General features: G+C 76.2%; 13 protein-coding genes. 11 read left to right on the top strand and 2 right to left on the bottom strand.

The window, feature by feature from the left end:
* Positions 1–3: 3 nt before the first annotated feature.
* From ABT092_RS17480 to ABT092_RS17445, 8 genes are all read left to right on the top strand, one after another.
* Positions 4–1,047, top strand: a complete 1,044-nt coding sequence (locus ABT092_RS17480) for an ABC transporter substrate-binding protein (protein WP_351244667.1) — start codon at positions 4–6, stop codon at positions 1,045–1,047.
* Between the two features lie 85 nt (positions 1,048–1,132).
* On the top strand, positions 1,133–2,173 hold the full coding sequence (locus tag ABT092_RS17475; protein ID WP_351244665.1) for a FecCD family ABC transporter permease: 1,041 nt from the start codon (positions 1,133–1,135) through the stop codon (positions 2,171–2,173).
* Positions 2,170–3,297, top strand: a complete 1,128-nt coding sequence (locus ABT092_RS17470) for a FecCD family ABC transporter permease (RefSeq protein ID WP_351244663.1) — start codon at positions 2,170–2,172, stop codon at positions 3,295–3,297. Before ABT092_RS17475 ends, ABT092_RS17470 begins: the two co-directional genes overlap by 4 nt.
* A 59-nt stretch (positions 3,298–3,356) precedes the next feature.
* Complete coding sequence (locus ABT092_RS17465; protein WP_351244661.1) at positions 3,357–4,250, top strand: ABC transporter ATP-binding protein; 894 nt, start codon at positions 3,357–3,359, stop codon at positions 4,248–4,250.
* A 7-nt stretch (positions 4,251–4,257) separates the two neighbouring features.
* Positions 4,258–6,117, top strand: coding sequence for an SIP domain-containing protein (locus tag ABT092_RS17460; RefSeq protein ID WP_351244659.1), 1,860 nt, complete (start codon positions 4,258–4,260; stop codon positions 6,115–6,117).
* 46 nt (positions 6,118–6,163) lie between these two features.
* Entirely contained in the window at positions 6,164–7,873 is a 1,710-nt protein-coding gene (locus tag ABT092_RS17455) for an ABC transporter transmembrane domain-containing protein (protein ID WP_351244658.1), read from the top strand.
* Positions 7,866–9,704, top strand: a complete 1,839-nt coding sequence (locus ABT092_RS17450; protein WP_351244656.1) for an ABC transporter ATP-binding protein — start codon at positions 7,866–7,868, stop codon at positions 9,702–9,704. The genes ABT092_RS17455 and ABT092_RS17450 overlap by 8 nt, the downstream gene beginning before the upstream one ends.
* Before the next feature lie 139 nt (positions 9,705–9,843).
* Positions 9,844–10,632 (top strand): DUF1707 SHOCT-like domain-containing protein, encoded by a 789-nt coding sequence (locus ABT092_RS17445; protein ID WP_351244654.1) that lies wholly within the window; start codon positions 9,844–9,846, stop codon positions 10,630–10,632.
* Between the two features lie 27 nt (positions 10,633–10,659).
* Here the strand turns inward: ABT092_RS17445 and ABT092_RS17440 are convergent, their stop codons facing one another.
* Entirely contained in the window at positions 10,660–12,021 is a 1,362-nt protein-coding gene (locus ABT092_RS17440; RefSeq protein ID WP_502968453.1) for a DUF445 domain-containing protein, read from the bottom strand.
* Between the two features lie 289 nt (positions 12,022–12,310).
* Here ABT092_RS17440 and ABT092_RS17435 point away from each other — a divergent pair, with 289 nt between their 5' ends.
* Entirely contained in the window at positions 12,311–13,699 is a 1,389-nt protein-coding gene (locus ABT092_RS17435) for a GDSL-type esterase/lipase family protein (protein WP_351244650.1), read from the top strand.
* A gap of 9 nt (positions 13,700–13,708) precedes the next feature.
* On the opposite strand, the gene ABT092_RS17430 is transcribed toward ABT092_RS17435, so the two are convergent.
* Positions 13,709–14,737, bottom strand: coding sequence for an SEC-C domain-containing protein (locus tag ABT092_RS17430; RefSeq protein WP_351244648.1), 1,029 nt, complete (start codon positions 14,735–14,737; stop codon positions 13,709–13,711).
* 264 nt (positions 14,738–15,001) lie between these two features.
* Between ABT092_RS17430 and ABT092_RS17425 the strand changes: the two genes are divergently transcribed.
* Entirely contained in the window at positions 15,002–15,292 is a 291-nt protein-coding gene (locus ABT092_RS17425) for a DUF6412 domain-containing protein (RefSeq protein ID WP_351244771.1), read from the top strand.
* Positions 15,293–15,564: 272 nt separating this feature from the next.
* Positions 15,565–16,320, top strand: a complete 756-nt coding sequence (yidC, locus tag ABT092_RS17420; protein WP_351244646.1) for a membrane protein insertase YidC — start codon at positions 15,565–15,567, stop codon at positions 16,318–16,320.
* The last annotated feature ends 7 nt before the right edge of the window (positions 16,321–16,327 follow it).

Below are 16,327 nucleotides of genomic sequence, written 5' to 3'. Positions count from 1 at the left end.
GTCATGCGCACTCCCCGCTCCCGCCCGGCCCGCCTGGCCGGCGCCCTCCTCGCCGGCCTGGCGCTGATCACCGCCTGCGGGACCCCCGGCGATCCCGCCGCGACCGAGACCAAGGCCACGGCCTCGACCTCGGCGACGGCCCTTCCCGCCGCCGAGGGTTCGACGAGCTATCCCCTCACCCTCAAGACGCCCTTCGGTGACACCACGCTCGACGAGCGCCCGGAGCGCATCGCGATCGTCACCGCGAACACCCTCGACACGGACGCGTTGATCGCCCTCGGCGGCACGCCGGTGTTCGCGCCGTCGACGGTCGACCGCAACCCGTGGCTCGACAAGGGCGACATCGCGGACATCAAGACGCTCTGGGACGCGGAAGCGGGAACGGAGGTCTCCGCCGAGTCGGTGGCCGCCGCCTCGCCCGACCTGATCGTCGCCCTCGCCGCCTACGAGACGTTCGACCAGGCCCGCTTCGACAAGCTCAGCGCCATCGCCCCGGTCCTCCACGCGGCACAGGGGGACCTGAGCTGGCAGGAGCTCACCCGGAAGCTGGGCAGCACCCTGGACCTCTCGGCCGCCGCCGACAAGGCCGTCGCCGCGGCGGAGGAGAAGGTGGCGCGCACGCGCGAGGCCCACCCCGAGTTCAAGGGCAAGAGCGCCACCCACGTCATCGTCTACGACGAGAAGTACGGTCCGTCCTACGCGAGCGCTCCGGGTTCGGACACCGCCCTCCTCTTCGAACAACTGGGCTTCGTCCTGCCCGCCGAGGCGGCGAAGTTCGCCAAGGACGACGCCATCAGCGATGAGCTGGTGGGCCTCGTCGACGCGGACTTCCTGCTGCTGAGCACCTCCGGCAGTCCCGCGTACTTCGTGGACGCACCGCTGGTCAAGGCCGTTCCGGCGGTCGCCGACGGACGGGCGGTCATCAACCCGGAGGACCCGAAGACGTCGACCAACCACTTCGCCTGGGGGCTCAACGTGCAGAGCGTGCTGAGCGTGCCGTGGCTGATCGAGCAGCTCGCCGAGTTCGGCGCGAAGGCGATCCGTTGAGCCACCACGCCGAAGGGCGCCGACCGGGCGCGTCCCGCGCGCCCGGTCGCCCCGGCGGCGCCTCCCGCGGGGCGGTCGCCCGAGCATGACCCCCACTCCCCACCCGGCGGCCCGCCCCGAACCGGACGCCGGCGCCGCGCGGCGGACGCTCGGTCTGGTGGTGCTCCTGCTCCTCCTCGCGGTGACCGTGCTCGCGAGCCTGTCCGTCGGCGCCAACGAGGTGTCCCTCGCACGGGTGTGGCGCGGGTTCTGGGCGCCCGACGGCTCGGAGGCGTCGGTCATCGTCTGGAGCCTCCGGGTGCCGCGCACGGTCCTCGGCGTCGCCGTGGGCGCGGCGCTGGGGGTCGCGGGCGCCGTGATCCAGGCGCTGACCCGCAATCCGCTCGCCGACCCGGGCATCCTGGGCGTCAACGCGGGCGCCGGCTTCGCCGTCACGCTCGGCGTCGGGTTCTTCGGCCTCTCCGGGATCACCGGCTACGTCTGGTGCGCGTTCGCGGGCGCGGCGGTCGCCACGGTGCTGGTCCACCTCATCGGCTCGGCCGCCCGGGGAACGGCGTCGCCGGTGACGCTCGTCCTGGCCGGGGTCGCCCTGGGCGCGGTGCTGGGCGGCCTCGGCACCTTCCTGACCCTGATCGACCCGGAGACGTTCCGCGCGATCCGCGACTGGGGGGTGGGGTCCGTGGCCCGTACCGACCTCGACGACACCTTGGCCGTCGCTCCGCTCCTCGCGGTCGGGCTCGTGATCGCCTTCGCGGTCTCGGGCGCGCTGAACTCCATCGCCCTCGGCGACGACCTCGCGGTCTCGTTGGGGACCAGGGTGGTGCGGGCGCGCGTGCTGGGCGTCGCCGCCGTCACCCTGCTGGCGGGCGGTGCCACGGCGCTCGCCGGCGGGATCGCGTTCGTGGGGCTGATGGTTCCGCACGTGGTGCGCTGGTTCGTCGGCCCCGACCAACGGTGGATCGTCGTCCACTCCGCCCTGGCCGGCCCGGTGCTGGTCCTCGCCGCGGACGTGCTGGGGAGGGTGGTCGGCCGCCCCGGGGAGATCGAGGTCGGCATCCTGACCGCCGTGATCGGCGCACCGGTGCTGATCGCACTGGTACGACGTCGGAAGGCGAGCGGCCTGTGAGCACGGACAACTCCGGAACCCCGTCGGGCGGCTCCCGGTCGACGGGTGCCCCCGCCACGGGCCGGGTCGAGTTCGGCTACGCGGTCCGGAGCGTACGCGGTCGTCGGTTCTCGGCACGGTTCGGCGTCCGCCGGGCCGCGGTGACCGCGATCCTGGCCGGCACGGCGCTGACGCTGGCCCTGGTGTCGCTCCGCTTCGGGGAGTACGCGCTGACGACCGGTGACGTCCTGGCGGCCCTCACCGGTTCCGGCACGGAGTTCCACCGCACGATCGTGGTGGAGTGGCGCCTGCCGGTGGCCCTGGCCGCGGTCGTGTTCGGCGCGCTGCTGGGCCTCGGCGGGGCGGTCTTCCAGTCGTTGACCCGCAACCCCCTCGGCTCGCCGGACGTCATCGGCTTCGACGCCGGCTCCTACACCGCGGTGGTGGTGTCCGTCCTGGTCCTGGGCAACGCCGGCTACTGGTCGGTGGCCGGCGCGTCCCTGGTGGGCGGGTTGGGCACGGCGTTCCTGGTGTACGTGCTGGCCTACCGGCGGGGCGTGCAGGGGTTCCGTCTGATCATCGTGGGCATCGGGGTGTCGGCCCTGCTCGGTTCGGTCAACGCGTACCTGATCACCCGCGCCGACCTCGGCGACGCGATGACCGTCGGGTTCTGGGGCGCGGGGTCCATCGCCCGGGTGACCTGGAGCAGTGCGTTCCCCTCCCTGCTGATCGCCGCGGTGATCGCGCTGGCCGCGGCGCTCCTCGCCCCGGCGCTGCGCCGGCTGGAACTCGGCGACGACGCCGCCGTCACGCTGGGCACCGCGGTCCAGCCGGCCCGGCTGGCGTTGCTGGTGCTCGGGGTGGCGACGGCCGCCCTGGTGACCGCCGCCGCAGGACCCATCGGCTTCGTCGCCCTGGTCGCCCCGCAGTTGTCCCGGCGGCTGACCCGCTCGCCCGGTGCGGGGATGCTCTCCGCGGCGGCCACCGGCGCGGCGCTGCTGACGTCCGCGCACGTCCTGTCCCTGCTCATCGCCCGGTCCTACCGGCCGGTCCCGGTCGGTCTGCTCACCGTGTGCCTGGGCGGTCTCTACCTGATCCGGCTCCTGGTGCGCGAGTCCCGACGGCAGTACGGGGTCCGCCCGTGAAGCCTCCCCCGTCCGGGGCGTCCCCGACGCCCCCCGAACAGAACGACGACGTGACCCCCATGACCGATGAGAGGCGGACCGGCGATCCCGGTGCCGCACCGCCCGCCCCCGCCCGGCTCGTCGTCGAGGGCGCGACGATCCGGTACGACCGGGCGGTGGTCTGCGAGGGCCTCTCGGTCCGGATACCGACGGGGTCGTTCACGGCGGTCATCGGCCCGAACGGGTGCGGCAAGTCGACCCTGCTGCGGGCCCTCGCCCGGGTGCTGACACCGGCGTCCGGCCGGGTGCTGCTGGACGGACGGGCGATCGACGCCTACCGCTCCAAGGAGATCGCCCGCCGTCTGGGCCTGCTCCCGCAGACCTCCTCCGCACCCGACGGGATCCGGGTCGCGGACCTGGTGTCCCGCGGGCGCGCTCCCCACCAGGGCCTGTTCCACCAGTGGCGCCACGAGGACGAGGAGGCCGTCGCCGCCGCGATGCGCGCCACCGGAGTGAGCGACCTCTCGGGCCGGCTGGTGGACGAGTTGTCGGGCGGGCAGCGGCAGCGGGTGTGGGTGGCGATGCTGCTGGCGCAGCGGACGCCGATCCTGCTCCTGGACGAGCCCACCACCTTCCTGGACATCGCCCACCAGTACGAACTGATGGAGCTGTTCCGCACCTTCCACGACGAGGGCAACACCGTCGTCGCGGTGCTGCACGACCTCAACCAGGCCGCCCGGTACGCCGACCACCTCGTGGTCATGCGCGAGGGGGCCGTCGTCACCACCGGCAGTCCGCGGGAGGTCGTCACCGCGGAGTTGGTCGAGGAGGTCTTCGGGCTGCGCTGCCTCGTCGTTCCCGATCCCGTGACCGGCACCCCCGCGGTGGTGCCGTTGGACCCGAGGTCCACCCCGCCCACCCCGACCGGCACGTCCCGCACGGGCGGCGCGCCCGGTGCCCGAGCACAGAAGTGAGGAAGTCATGGCACGGAGCCTGAGACCCCTGGAGGTCTTCCCCATCACCACCCGCACCCTGGAGGTCCTGCGGGTGGCGGACGTGACGTCCGCGATGCGTCGGGTCACCCTCGGCGGCCCCGAACTGGCCGCTCACACCGCGGCGAACGGCTACCCGGTGGCCGCGTTCCGCTCGGAGGGCTTCGACGACGAGTTCAAGATCCTCCTCAAGCACCCCGACGCCGAAGCGGTGGTCGGACCGACGCAGGCGGACGGGCTGCTGAACTGGCCCCGCAGGGACCCGCACCTGCTCTCCCGCACGTACACGGTCCGCCGCTGGGACCCCGTCGCCGGCGAACTGGACGTGGACCTCGTCAGGCACGGCGCCGGCCCGGCCGCCACCTGGGCGTACCGGGTGCGGCCCGGAGAGCGGGTGCAGATCGCCGGCCCGAAGTCGTCCTCGCGCCACCCCGAGGAGGCGGACTGGACCTTGGTGGCCGGCGACGAGACGGCCCTGCCGGCGGTGGGACGCTGGCTGGAGGAGTGGCCCGCCGGCGCCCGCGGCCAGGTGTTCGTCGAGGTCGGCCGGCCCGAGCACCGGCAGGAGCTGCCGGTGCCGGACGGGGTGGTGCTGACCTGGCTCAGCCGGGACGGCGCGGAACCCGGCACCACGACCCTGCTGTTCGACGCGGTGCGGGCGGCGCCGTGGTGGGAGGGGACGGTGTACGCCTGGGCGGCCGGTGAGTCCGGCACCCTGGCCCCGATCAGACGGTGGCTCAGGGAGGAACGGGGCCTGAGCAGGGAGCAGATCGACGTCACCGGGTACTGGCGCCGCCCGGCCCCGGTCGGGAACGGGGCCAAGGCCGCCCCGGCCGGGCACGTCGAGGGCGGGGCGGACGAGGACGAGGGGACGCGGTTGCACGAACTCGCGGAGATCCTGCCCGGCTTCGCCCTCAGGGTCGCGGCGACGATCGGTCTCGCGGCCGCGTTCGACGACCGACCGCGCACCCTCGACGAACTCGCCGCGGCGACCGGCGCCCACCCCCGGGGGCTGGCCAAGCTGCTGAGCTTCCTCACCGCCCTCGACGTCGCCGAGACCCTCGACGACGGTCGCCACCGGCTCACCGGGCCGGGCCGGGAGCTGGCGGAGGACCACGTCGCCGAGGCGTTCGACCTCGACGGGCTGCACGCCCGGCGCGAACTCGGCGGCGCCCTGTCGCTGCTGTCCGCGGTGCGCACCGGGCGGGGCGACCACGCCAGGTGGTTCGGCACCGACTACGCCCGGCACCTCGCGGACGACCCGGTCCTGCTCCTCGCCCGCACCGAGCACGAGGCCCGGGAGGCCGTGTACGTGGCCGACGCCGTCGCCGCGGCCCCCGCGTTCGCCGAGCTGTCCACGATCGCGGTCGCCGGTCCGGCCCCCGGCAACTTCGCCGACGCCCTGGTGCGGGCGCACCCCGCTCTGCACGCCACGGTCGTCGCCCTCCCCTCGGAGATCGCGGCCCTGCGGCGGCTGTTCCCCGCGCACGAGCGCGTCGACCACGAGGCGGGCAGCCCCTTCGGCGTCCGCCCCGAGCCCGTCGACGCGGTCCTCCTGGCCGACGTCCTGCCCACCCTCGACGACGTCGACGCGGTGCACGTGCTCCGGCAGGCCGCCGCCAGCCTGCGTCCCGGCGGCCGGGTGCTGGTCTTCGGCGACGTCCTCGATCCGGAGGTGGCCGACGAGCACGACTACGAGGAGGACCTCGTCGGCTTCGCCCTGCACGGCGGCGGCGCACGGGAGGACGAGGAGCACCGCGCCCTGTTCGCGGCGGCCGGCCTGCGGCCCGTGGCCCGCACCACGGTCGGTTGGGGCTACACCCTCCACGCGCTCGCCCCGCGGGACTGATCCGGTGCGGGGGGCAGGGCCCGTCCGGGGCGAACGGTCCCGGGGGTTGTTCGAGGCGGGCACCGCGCCCGGGGAGACCCGGTTGCGCATCGACCCCGCGTGGTCGCCCGCCCGGTTGAGCCGGGCGATCGTCCGTTCCGTGTGGGGGTGGGTTCTCTCGGGCGCGCTGCTGTTGGTGTCGTACAACGTGGCCACCGTGCTGGTGCCGGTCGTCGTCGGCCGGTTCGTCGACACCGTGGTCTCGCCCGCCGCCGCGGGGGCGGACCCCGCCGCGATCGCGCCGGCGCTGACCGGCTGGCTCGCCGCCCTGGCCGGGCTGTACGCGGTGATCAACCTCGGCTACCGGTTCGGGGGCCGGCTGGGCTGGTTCGGTGTGCAGCGGGCACAGTTCGAGCTGTCGCAGCGCGTGCTGGGACGCATCCTCGACGAGCGCGGCACGGCGGGGCCCGCGGGCGCCCCCGGTGGGCTGCTCTCCCTGGCCACGGCCGATGTGCACCGCGCCTGCCTCGCCCTCTACGTCACCGTCTACCCGCCGGGCGAGGCCGTCGGCCTCCTCCTCGCGGCCGGCGTCCTGTTCTGGGTGCATCCGGCCCTCGGGATCGGGGTGGTCCTCGCGCTGCCCGTGGTGCTGGCGCTGATGCACCTGGCCGCCCGGTCCCTGCGGCGCAGGAGCGGGGCCGAGCAGGAGGGCCTGGCCGACGCGGCCGCGACCGCCGCCGACCTGGTGGCGGGGTACCGGGTGATCCGGGGCCTGCACGCCCAGCGGCAGGCCGCGGACCGCTACCGCGGCGTGAGCCGCGAGGCGCTGCGGGCGACCCTGTCCGCGCGCGGGGCGCTGGCCGGCTTCGACGGTGTCAGCACGGCCGTCGCGCACGGCTTCGCCGCCGTGGTGGTGGTCTCCGCCGCGGTACCGGCCTTCGCGGGGCGGATCACCCCGGGCGAGTTGGTCACCGTCGCCGGGGTCGCGGTCACCCTGGTCGGGCCGCTCGACGGCCTGGTGGGCACGTTGGGGTCCTTCTGGGCGGTCTCCCAAGCCTCCGCCCGGCGCGTGCTCGACCTGCTCTCCCGCCCTGCGCACCCCGCCGCCTCGGGCACGGCGGAGCCCGTCGCGGGCGGCGCGGGGGCGCCGTTGACGTTCGACCGGCTCCACCTGGCGGACGGGGTCGTGCTCGACGCCACCGTCCGCACCGGCGGGTTCGTCGTCCTCGACCTTCCGCAAGCCGCCCAGGCCGCCCTGGCGGACCTCCTCGCCCTCGGCGCGGTGCCGTCCTCCGGTCGGGTCGCGCACTTCGGCCGCGCGGTGCACGAACACCGGCCCGCGGCCTTCCGCGAGCGGGTGCTCGTCGTCCCGCGCACCCCCGGCGTGCTCGCCGGCACGGTGCTGGACAACGCCCGTGCCACCGGTCGCGCACCGCTCCCGCCCCACACGGCGCGGAAGGCCCTGGAGGTCGCGGGGCTGGCGGACGCGGAACTCCCCGACGGGTACGACACCGTGGTCGGTGACGGGGGCCGGGAGCTCTCGGGCGGGCAACGCCAACGGATCGCGCTGGCCCGGGCCCTGGCGGCGGACCCCGAGGTACTGGTGCTGGTCGAGCCGACCACCGCGGTGGACGCCGTCACCGAACAGCGCACCGCCTCCCGACTACGGGCCCACCGGGCCGGGCGGACCACCCTCGTGCTCACCGCCGCCGCGGCCTTCCGAGCCGTGGCCGACGAGGTCCTGACGGCCCACCGGGAGTCGAGGGCCGATGTCTGAGCCGAGGAGCCCCCGGCCGGACGACCGGTTGCTGCCGGTCGCCCCGGGCCGGCAGGTCGCCGCCCACCTCTGGGCCCTGCTCCGCGGGCGTCGCCGCCGACTGGCGGGCGTCCTCGCCCTGTTCCTCGTCGAAGCGGCCCTGTCCCTGGTCTTCCCCCTGGTCGTCGGCCGGCTGCTGGACACGGTGATCGCCTCGGACGGGTCCGGGGTGCCGGGGGCCTTCTGGTGGCAGGCGGCCCTGCTGACCGGCGCGGCCCTCGCCTCGGGGGGCCTGGCCTGGATCGCCGCGGGGACGCTCGCGCGGCTCGCGGAGACGGTGATCGCGGAACTGCGGGAGGCGTACGTCGACGCGGCCCTGGGCCTGCCCCGGCACACCGTGGAGGCCGCGGGCGTCGGGGACGTGGTGACCCGGGCCGGCGACGACGTGGCCCAGGTCTCCGCCGCACTGCCGGAAGCGGTGCCCCGACTGTGCCGATCGGGGTTCACACTGGTGCTCGCCGCCGCCGGCCTGGGCGCACTCGACCCCCGCTACCTGCTGGGCTTCGCCCTGACCGTCCCGCTGTACGTCCTCGCGGTGCGCTGGTACCTGCGCACCGCACCCGAGGTGTACGCGGCCGAGCGCGCGGCCCGCTCCCACCAGGGGCAGCAGGTCCTGGGAACGCTCACCGAACTGCCGACGGTCACCGCCCACCGCCTCGGGCACCGCCGACTGGCCGACGTCCGGGCCGCCACCTGGCAGTCCGTCCGGTGGGCGATGCGCACCAGGATCGTCCAGAACCGCTTGTTCGGACGCCTCAACCTCGCCGAGGCGATCGGGCTGCTGGCCGTCCTCGCCATCGGTGTGCGACTCGCCCTCGCCGGCGACGCGACCGCAGGTCAGGTGGCCTCCGCCGCGCTGTTGTTCCTCCGCACGGTCGATCCGATCGCCGCGCTGCTGTTCGTCCTGGACGACGCCCAGTCCGCCCTGGCCGGACTCGGGCGGATCATCGGTGTCATCCGCCCGCCGGGCCCTCCGGCCGGCGCCGGACCGGTCCCGCCGACCGGGTGCGCGACTCGGGCCGGCGACGAGGTGGTGGTGGACCTGACGGGGGTGCACTTCGCCCACCACCCGCACCGGCCGGTCCTGGTCGACGTCGGCTTCCGCATCGGCCGCGGTGAGACCGTCGCCCTGGTCGGAGCGACCGGGTCCGGCAAGTCCACCCTCGCCGCACTCGTCGCCGGCGTCCACCATCCCCTCACGGGCCGGATCGCCCGGGGCGTGCCGGCCACGGGCGTGATGACGGTGGCCCAGGAGACCCACGTCTTCGCGGGCACGCTGCGCGAGAACCTCACCCTGGTCCCGCGCGCCGCCGACGACGGACAGGTGCTCGGGGCCCTCGCCACGGTCGGTGCCGCGCCCCTGCTCGCCGCGCTGCCCGACGGCTTGGACACCCCGGTCGGACACGGCGGGCACCCGCTGACCGCGGCGCAGGCCCAACTCGTCGCCCTCGCCCGGCTGGTGCTCGCCGACCCGGAGCTGGTGATCCTGGACGAGGCCACCGCGGACGCCGACACCGCGGGCGCCGCCGTGCTGGACCGGGCCGCGGCCGTCGTCGTCCGGGGACGGACCGCGTTGGTGATCGCCCATCGGCTCTCCCAGGCCGCCGCCGCCGATCGGATCCTGGTGCTCGACGCCGGACGGGTCGTCGAGCACGGCACCCACGCGGAACTCCTCGCCGCGAACGGCGCGTACGCCCGGTCGTGGCGGGCGTGGACCTCCGGGGGTCCGTCCACCCCGACCCATGACGGGGCGGGGGCCGTCCGGGCGGCCCGGCCGGTGGGGAGTCCCTGAGCGCCGCGTGCGGGGCGGACACCCGTGCCTCGCACGCGGACCGGTCCCCCTCCCGCCCCGCCACCGCCCGCCCGACATCAGGGCCCTGTCAGGGGCGCCCGTCGTGGTCCGGGCGGGGACGAACTCGTAGGCTGAACGCATGACGGACCCCGATCCCGCACCCGCCGACCCCGCACGGGAGCCCGGCTCCCCGAACACCCCCGTGCCCCGTGCCGAGGGGGTGAGCCCGGCGCGGTTGCGGGCCTCGGACGCGGACCGCGACCAGGTGGCCGAACGGCTGCGGGAGGCGGTGGCCGAGGGGCGGCTGGACCTGGAGGAGTTCGGGGAGCGGCTGGAGGCCGCCTACGAGGCCCGTACCTACGGCGAACTGGAACTGCTCACCCGGGACCTGCCGGCCGTCGCGGCGGCGCCGGTGTCGATGGTGAAGTCGTCGGCGCCCGGCGCGGGGCCGAACTGGCCGGCGCGGATCGGCGGCGAGCCCACCTCCACCTTCGGCGTCGCGATCATGAGCGGCTTCGACCGCAAGGGGCGCTGGACGGCCCCGCGCCGCTTCAACGCGCTGACCGTCATGGGCGGCGGGGTGATCGACCTCCGGGACGCCGACTTCGAGGACCGCGAGGTCGTCATCAACGTCATCGCCGTGATGGGCGGGGTCGACGTGATCGTGCCGCCCGGGGTCGAGGTGATCTCCCGGGGCGTCGGGATCATGGGCGGCTTCGACCACCCCGAGCCGGAGGAACACCCGGTGCCCGGCGCGCCCCGGGTGATCGTCACCGGCTTCGCCTTCTGGGGCGGGGTCGGGGTCCGCCGCAAGGTGACCCGGGCCGAGAAGGAACGGCTGAAGGCCGAGCGGCGCCGGGAGAAGCTGGAGCGGCGCCGGGGCCGGTCGAACCGCGGGGAGCTGCCCGGGGGCGGGGCCGGGGACTGATCCGGCCCCGCCCCCGACCCCACGGGGTCAGGGCCAGAGGCCGTGCGAGACCGTGTAGATCAGCAGCCCGGCCAGCGAACCGACCACGGTGCCGTTGATCCGGATGAACTGGAGGTCGCGCCCGATGTGCGCCTCGATCTTCTTCGAGGTGTGTTCGGCGTCCCAGCCGGCCACGGTCTCCGTGATCAGCGAGGTGATCTCGCCCCGGTAGGTGGTGACCACGTACTCCGCGGCGCCCTCGATCCAGCCGTCCACCTTGCCCTGGAGGGCGGTGTCGGCGGAGAGCCGGGCGCCCAGCGACAGCAGCGCCGTGCGCACCCGCAGCCGCAGTTCGCTCCGCTCGTCCTCGGCCGCGGCGACGATCATCGCCCGGACCGCGGACCAGGCGGAGGCGATGAGGTCCTGCACCTCGTCCCGGGCCAGGACCTCGCGCTTCAGCCGCTCCACCCGCTCCCGGGTGTCGGTGTCCGACTGGAGGTCGGAGGCGAAGTCGGCGAGGAAACGGTCCACCGCGTGCCGTGCCGGGTGGTCGGGCATGTCCCGCATCTCGGTGACGAACCGCAGCAGTTCCTTGTAGACCCGCTCGCCGACCTTGCGGTCCACGAACCGGGGCGTCCACCCCGGGGCCCCGCCCTGCACGGCGTTCATCACGGAGTCGCCGTGCTCCACCAGCCAGTCGTGGGCGCGGGCGCACACCAGGTCCACCAGACGCCGGTGGCCGCCGTCCGCGACGACCCGGTCCAGGGTCTTGCCGATGCCGGGCGCGATCTCCTGGGCGTCGGCGCGCCGGGTGATCGCCTCGCCGACGACCGCCTGCACGTCGGAGTCCCGCAGCACGGTCAGCGCCCCGCGCAGGGCGGTGGCCAGCTCCGCGGTCACCCGGTCGGCGTGCTCCGGTCGGGCCAGCCAGGTGCCGAGCCGGCCGGCGATGCCGACCGACCGCAGCCGGGAGCGGACCACCTCCCGGGAGAGGAAGTTCTCGCCCACGAACTCCCCGAGCGAGGCCCCGAACTGGTCCTTCTTCGTCGGGATGATCGCCGTGTGGGGGATCGGCAGGCCGAGCGGGTGCCGGAACAGCGCGGTCACCGCGAACCAGTCCGCGAGCGCGCCCACCATGCCGGCCTCCGCCGCCGCGGCCACGTACCCCGTCCAGGCGCCCGCGCCGCTGTGCTGGGCCCACTTGGCCAGCACGTAGACCACCGCGACGAAGACCAGCAGCCCCGTCGCGGTGAGCTTCATCCGACGCACCCCGCGCTGGCGCTCGGCGTCGGCGGCGCTGAACGCGAACCCGCCCCGTCCCGTCGCGCCGTGCCCCGGCCCGGTCCCCCGGGGTGGGGGGCCGGCCCGTTCCGGGGGCTCGGGCCCCTGCGGCCCTTCGGCCCGTTCCATCCGCTCCATCCGTTCCCGTTCCGATCCTGTCCGTTCTCGTCCGCTTCGGTACGCGGGCCGGTCGGCCCGGGGGTCGACGGGTGGCCCGCCGGCCATTGTCACCGCATCCGCGCGGTCCGGCCGCTCGCCCGGGCCCGTCGTCCCTCCCCCTCAGGTACTCCCGAAACGCCGTACGAGTTCCCGCGACCACCGGAAAGCGGGGGTTTCTCCGGACTCCCGCCCCCGTGCTCGCCGGGTGACGCATGATGAGGTGATCAGACCGGAGCCCCGCCCGAGGAGCCTGCGCCGCATGACCGAGCGCCCCCCGTCCGCGACCGCGCGGGCGCCCCGCCCGCGCCGCGGCGCCCTGCCGGCCGCCGCCCTGGGCCTGGTGCTGCTGGTCGGCACCGGCGTCTGGGTCGGTGCCTCGCCCGGGGCGGACGAGGCGCCCGCCGGCCCGCCGCGCGCCCTGGCGGGGCCCCGCACCACCACCGTGCCCGCCGAGCGGGGCACCGACGCGGACTCCGCGGCCCTCGGCCGCTGGGTCACCACCTGGGCCGCCGCACCCGTCGGCCCGGAACCCCGGGCCACCGCCCCGGACGGCGAGGTCACCGACCGCACGGTGCGCAACGTGGTGCACACCAGCGTCGGCGGCACCGGCGCCCGGGTCACCCTCTCGCACCGCTACGGCACCGCTCCGCTGCACCTCGCCCACGCCACGCTCGCCCTGGCGGCCGGCCCCGGCTCGCCCTCGGCGGTCCCGGGCACCGTCCGCCGGCTGACCTTCGCCGGCCGCACCGGGGTGCGCGTGCCGCCCGGCGGACAGGTGGTGTCGGACCCGGTGGCGCTGCCGGTGCCCGCCGACACCGACCTGCTGATCACCACCTACGCGCCGGCCTCGGGCGGCCCGGCGACCTACCACCCCAGGGCCCGCCAGACCTCCTACCTGGCCCGTGGCGACCACGCGGCGGCGGTCGGCGGAGCCGCGTACACCGAGCGCACCCCCGGCTGGCGCCAGGTGGTCGCCCTCGACGTCCGCGGCGGCGGCGCCCGGGGCACCCTGGTCGCCTTCGGCGACTCCCTCACCGACGGGGTGAGCGCCACGCCCGGCGCCAACCGCCGCTGGCCGGACGTGCTCGCCGACCGGCTCCGCACCCAGGGGGGAGCCCCCCGCTACGGCGTCGCCAACCTCGGCATCAGCGGCAACCGCCTGCTCACCGGCGGACCCGGCCGGCCCGCGGCCAACCCGAGCGGGCTGCGCCGCTTCCCCGCCGACGTCCTGGACCGCAGCGGGGTGCGGGTGGTCGTCATCGCCCTCGGCATCAACGACATCCTGCGCACCCCGCACACCACCGACCCCACCCGGATCACCGAGGGGCTGCGCACCCTCACCCGGCACGCCCACGCCCACGGGCTGCGGGTGGTCGGCGCCACCCTGATGCCCTTCCACGGCCACCGCGGCCACCGGCCCGAACTGGAGGAGGTCCGCCGGGCGGTGAACGCCGGGATCCGGGCCGGGGGCGTCTTCGACGCGGTCGCCGACTTCGACCGGGCCGTGCGCGACCCCTACCACCCCGAGGCCCTGCACCCGCACTACGACTCGGGGGACCACCTGCACCCCAACGACGCCGGCTACCACCGGATGGCCGAGGCCGTCGACCTCGGCGCCCTGCGCGCCGCGGCGCCCGCCCGGCTGTGAGCGGCCCCGTCACCGCACCCCGTGGCACTCCCCGTACGTCCGCTCCGACCCGCACCAACAGGGCTCCGTCACCGCCGGCGGCCAGGCCCGGGCCCGGCCCCGGGAAGCCAGCACCGTCGTGAACTGGGGGAGCAGGGCGGCGTCCGCGGGGTTCGCCCCCTCGGCGGCGGCGAACGCCTCGTACGCGGGCACCGTCCCCGTGACCACCCCCAGGTTCGCGGTGCCCGAGGCGGCCAGCTCGCGCAGCGCCCCCTCCACCGCGGCCAGGTGCTCCGGGTGGGAGGGGTACTCGGCGGCCAGCGCCGGGTGGTCGGCGAGGAGTTCGGCGAGTTCACCGGCCGGCCAGTGCAGCACCGCCACCGGGAACGGACGGGACAGCAGCTGCCGGTAGCCGCCGAGTTCGGCCCGCAGTCGGGAGATCTCCGCCGCCAACTCCGCCGGGTCGTCCGACCCCAGCGACCACACCCGCTTCGGGTCGTGCAGCTCGTCCAGCGGCACCGACCCCTCGTGTAGCCGGTCCGCGAGCGCGTCCCACCCGTCGTGCGCCGCGCCGAGCATCCGCCGCACCCGGTGCCGGCCGAACAGCACCGGACCCACCGCCCGGGGCGGCTCGCGGTCCGGGTCGGCCGAGACCCCCAGCGCCCCGAGCGCCTCGGTGAACGTCTCCAGCGCCGCCGACAGTTCGTCGTGCGCCTCCAGGGCCTCCGCCACGACCACCCAGGGCTCCGGGGTGCGCGGCGCCGCCGCCCGCACCCCGTCGATGACCGCCCGGGCCTCCGCCTCGTGGCCGTACTCCCAGAGGTTCGCGGCCTTCAGGGCGCGCACCAGGGCGGGGTCCTCCAAGGGCGCCGCCCCGTCCGCCAACAGCCGGTCGTACAGGGCACTGGCCCGGGCGCGTTCGCCGGCGAGTTCGAGGTGCGCGGCAGCCCGGGACAGCAGGTGCTCGGCGTCCTGCGGATACCGCTCGGCGGTCTGCTCCAGGCGGTCGGCTTCGGCGAGGTGGTCGGCAGCGGCTTCGGCAGGGGTGACGGGGCGCATGGCCCACACCGTACTGCGGCCCGCCGACAGCGCGCCGGCGCGCACGCTCGGGGCGACCGCTCCGGTCTTCGGCCCGGGCTCCGCCTCTGCTATACCTGGAGGACGACGTCCGACCGAACACCGGTACGGCGTCGGCCCCGTGGCGGGCGCCGTCGGCGCCGCGCACGGGAACCGGCTCGACGGGGGAGGGGAACGGACGTGCACGGGCAGGGCGAGACGGCACCACCGGCGCGCCGGTCCCGGCTGCTGACCCCCGGCGGCGCACTGCGCCTGGCCTTCGTGCTCGCCCTGGTCCCACTCCTGGTCCCGTCCCTCGCGGACACCGGCGGCCTGTTCGCCGCGGTGACGCTCGCCGCGACCGCCGCCACCCTCACCGCCTGCGCGGTCGGGCTGCTGCTGGCCGCCCGGCGGGTGCCCGCGGTGCCGCGCACCCGGATCCGCACCGCGCTGCGCGACCGGGAGCGACGCACCGCCTTCCTGCCCCAACGCGACCCCGACGCGGCGGGCCGCCCCCGCCCCCGGGCCCCCGGCCGTGCCCCGGTGACGGCTGTCTGACCCGGTCCGACCGCCCGCTGCGGCGGTCCGACCCCGGGTGCCCCGTGCGCTCCGCGCACCCGGCGAACCGTCACCCCGCCTCCGGCGCGACCACCCCACCGGCCCCGGCCGTGCAGGGGCGGCGCCGGAGTACGCCGCACGCCGACGACCGCCCGGCCACGGGCCGGCGCGCGCCCCCCGCCCCGCACTCGCCGCGCCCCGGTGCGCGCCCGCGTGCGTTGCTGCGGAGCCGCGCCCCGCCCGGACCGGCCGACAGCCCTGGGGAAACCACCGTGTCCGTACCCGAACTCTTCGCCGACCTCGTCCACCACCTCGCCGACCGACTCGAACCGCTCGCCGGAGGCTGGGCCACCGCCGCCGCGATCGTGCTGTTCACCGCCCTGGTGCGGCTGCTGGTCCACCCGCTGTCCCGGGCGGCGGCCCGCGGCCAGCGCGCCCGCGCCGCCCTCGCCCCCCGGATCGCCGCCCTGCGCACCCGCCACCGCCGCGACCCCGACCGGCTGCGCCGCGCCCTGACCGAACTGCACGCCGAGACGAAGGTGTCCCCGCTGGCCGGTTGTCTGCCGAGCCTGCTCCAGGCGCCGGCGTTCTTCCTGCTCTACCACGTGTTCTCCAGCTCCCGGATCGACGGCGAACCCAACGCCCTGCTCGGGCAGCAGCTCGGTGCCGCACCGCTCGGCGGACGCTGGACCGACGCACTGGCGCACGGCGGCCCGTTCGGCGCCGCGGGCACCGTCTACCTGGTGCTGTTCCTGGTGGTGGCCGTCGTGGCGACCCTCGGCTACCGGCTGACCAAGGCCCAACTCGCCGCCAACCCCCTGCCGGCCACGGCCCCCGACGGCGGGCCGCTGCCGGGCGCGGCGGCGATCACCCGGATGATGCCGATGGTGTCCTTCCTGACCCTGGCGACGGCCGCCGCCGTGCCCCTGGCCGCCGCCCTGTACGTGGTGACCAGCGCCGCCTGGACGGTGGCCGAACGGGCCCTGCTGTACCGGCCGCCGGCCGGCGCCCCGACCACGGGCCGCTGAGCCGGCG

The sequence above is a fragment of the Streptomyces sp. NPDC002490 genome, assembly GCF_040296045.1.
In the GTDB taxonomy this organism is placed as follows: domain Bacteria; phylum Actinomycetota; class Actinomycetes; order Streptomycetales; family Streptomycetaceae; genus Streptomyces.
The sequence above is the reverse complement of the archived record's forward strand: the minus strand, read 5'-3'. Positions and strand labels throughout refer to the sequence as shown.